At 65.8% G+C, this 2,752-nt stretch carries 2 protein-coding genes; one reads left to right on the plus strand and one right to left on the minus strand.

The window, feature by feature from the left end; all coding sequences use genetic code 11:
* Nucleotides 1–802, minus strand: an 802-nt coding sequence (locus ACOJSN_RS19660) for an FAD-dependent monooxygenase (RefSeq protein ID WP_420114176.1), incomplete at its 3' end; no start/stop codon positions are given.
* Nucleotides 803–1,088: 286 nt separating this feature from the next.
* Between ACOJSN_RS19660 and ACOJSN_RS19665 the strand changes: the two genes are divergently transcribed.
* A complete protein-coding gene (locus tag ACOJSN_RS19665; RefSeq protein ID WP_420114177.1) occupies nucleotides 1,089–2,738 on the plus strand; it encodes an ABC transporter substrate-binding protein in 1,650 nt (549 codons plus the stop codon).
* Nucleotides 2,739–2,752 lie beyond the last annotated feature (14 nt).

Raw genomic sequence — 2,752 nt, forward strand, 5'->3', positions numbered from 1 at the left:
GACTGAGATAGCCGCCCTCCCGCGGGATGTGGAGGATGTTTCCGGCTTCGGCATTGATCGCGCACTTGATGCGCCAGTCCGGGAAGTCGGTGTTGACGAGCACGTCCATCACGCCCCACGCATGCTGCGACACATCACCCACGTGATGGCGCCCGATCGCCTCCCGCACGCCGCTCCGCGCACCGTCGCACCCGGCCACGTACGCAGCCCGGATCACCTGCTCCTGCCCCGCCCGCTCCCCCACCACATGACGCACGGTGACCTCGACAGGGCGAGCACCGCCGTCGTGCACCACCAACGAGACGAACTCCACGCCGTAGTCAGGCACGATCCGCGCAGGCCCGTTCGCCGCAGCCTCGGAGAAGTAGTCCAGCACCCGCGCCTGGTTGACGATGAGGTGCGGGAACTCACTGATCTTGAAGCCGTAGTCCTCGGTGCGCGAGGTGCGGATGATGTGCCGCGGGTTCTCGGGGTCGGGACCCCAGAAGTTCATCCAGCCGATGTTGTAGGCCTCGGCCGTGATGCGCTCGGCGAACCCGAACGCCTGGAACGTCTCGACGCTGCGGGGCTGGATGCCATCGGCCTGACCGAGCCTGAGCCGACCCTCGCGGCGCTCGATGATCCGGGTGACCACACCCGGGAACTGCGACATCTGCGCCGCCAGCAGCATGCCGGCCGGGCCGGAGCCGACGATGAGCACGTCGACCTCGTCGGGGAGGTCGGTCGGCCGGTCGATCCCGGTTCCGGCGGCGGGCAGCACGAGCGGGTCGCCCGAGACGTAACCGTGGTGGTGGAACTGCATCAAGCACCTTCTCGACATCGATGTCGCACTCACTCGCCAGCGATCGTATACGACCCTCGGTGCGGCGTAACGAGTGTGTTTCCGGTCCGGTTCCGACCGATGTCCACCGTGTCCTCAGACGCAGAGCTCGCGATGGCTCTTGTGCCACAGCACAAATGTGCGGTCGAGAACGTTGGTGTGAGGCCGGGTGAACGGACCTGCGTTTGTGCGCTTGAGTATGGCAACGGGGCAGAGGCGCAGTCTTTCCCAGTGCCTGGTGCACCGATCCCGATCCTTGGAGGCCAAAGTGAAGTCCCCCCACCGCTCCCGGTCGCACCGCTCCCGTTCCCGCCGCATCGCGGCATCGATCGCGCTGGTCGGACTCAGCGCCGCGACGATAGCCGGCTGTACCACCGATGGCGGTGCAAGCGGTGACGATGCCGGCAACGGCGACGCATCCGACAAGCCCACCCTGGTCATCAGTCTCGACAGTGCGGTCGACATCCTCGACCCGCAGCAGTGGCGCACTCCTGGCTCAATGGTCACCACGGGAAGCCTCGTGGAACAGCTGATCGAGCAGACCTACTCCACCGACGGTGCGGTCAACGTGGGTGCAGCCGAGATGGAGAACGCGCTTGCCGAGTCCTACACCTATTCCGAGGACGGCACCACGATCACCGCCGTGCTGCGTGAGGGACTCACGTTCAACGACGGCACGCCGCTGACAGCGGCAGACGTGGTCTGGAGCTATCAGCGCGGCCTCGAAGGCAACACGACCTACACCAAGGTGCTCTACGCGATGGTCGGCCTGGGTAGCGAGAGTTTCACGGCCCTTGACGAGCGCACGATCGAGATCGAGGCCGAGTTCGCCTCGCCGCTGCTCGACAAGATGCTGGCGATGCAGCCATTCGGCATCCTGTCCCAGGCCACGGCCGAGACCAACGGCACCGCCGAGGACCCGTTCGCCGAAGACTGGTTCCGCCAGAACGACAACTCCTCGGGTCCCTACACCGTGGCGTCCTTCGACCCCACGACGAGCATCGTCCTCGAACCCAACCCCGCGTACTACGACCAGGACAAGCTCGCGAACGGCGGCATCACGATCCAGTTCGTGTCCGACCCCGCGCAGCGTGCGCTGCTGCTGCAGAACGGTGAGATCGACCTCGCCGGCGGACTCCCGCTCGACCAGGTCGCTCAGCTCGAGGGGGTCGAAGGGCTCCAGGTCGTCTCGGAGAGCTCGAACCGCCTCGAGTACATGGGCATCAACACGGCCCAGGCACCGTTCGACGACGCGCGCGTCCGACAGGCGATCGCCCTCGCTCTGCCTTACCAGACCTTCGTCGACGAGATCATGTACGGCTACGCCAACGCCTCGACCGGCCTGGTGCCGGAACAGATGGAGACCTACAGTGCCGACGCGGGCACCTTCGAGGAGGATCTCGACGCGGCCCGTGCGCTGCTCGAGGAGGCAGGTGTCGGTGACTTCTCCACGACGCTGTCCTTCAAGCAGTCCTCCGCTGTGGAGTCGCGCGCCGCGGTCTACATCCAGTCCGCGCTTGCTGAGATCGGCATCACGGTCGAGATCAACGCGTTGCCCGACGCCGAGTTCACCCAGCGCACCTCGGCACGCGACCTGGAGCTGTATCTCAACAACTTCCTGGGCTGGGGCGCCGATCCCTTCTACCAGATGAAGTCGCTCGTCGGCACGGGGTCCGGTACCAACTTCAACAACTACGGCAACGCCGATCTCGACGCCCTCATCCAGACCGGTTTCGAGACGCAGGACGCCACCGAGCGCGACGCCATCTCGGCCGAGGCGCAGGCGATCATCTTCGACGAGATGCCGCTGATCCCGCTGTGGAACCCGGACTGGACGTACGTGATCCGTGACGGCGTCAGCGGCCTGACCAAGGACAACACCGAGCAGCTGCGCCTGCAGTACTTGACGAAGGAGTAGCACTCGCCGGTGGG

The sequence above is a fragment of the Pseudactinotalea sp. genome (assembly GCF_048594945.1).
Classification (GTDB): domain Bacteria; phylum Actinomycetota; class Actinomycetes; order Actinomycetales; family Beutenbergiaceae; genus Pseudactinotalea.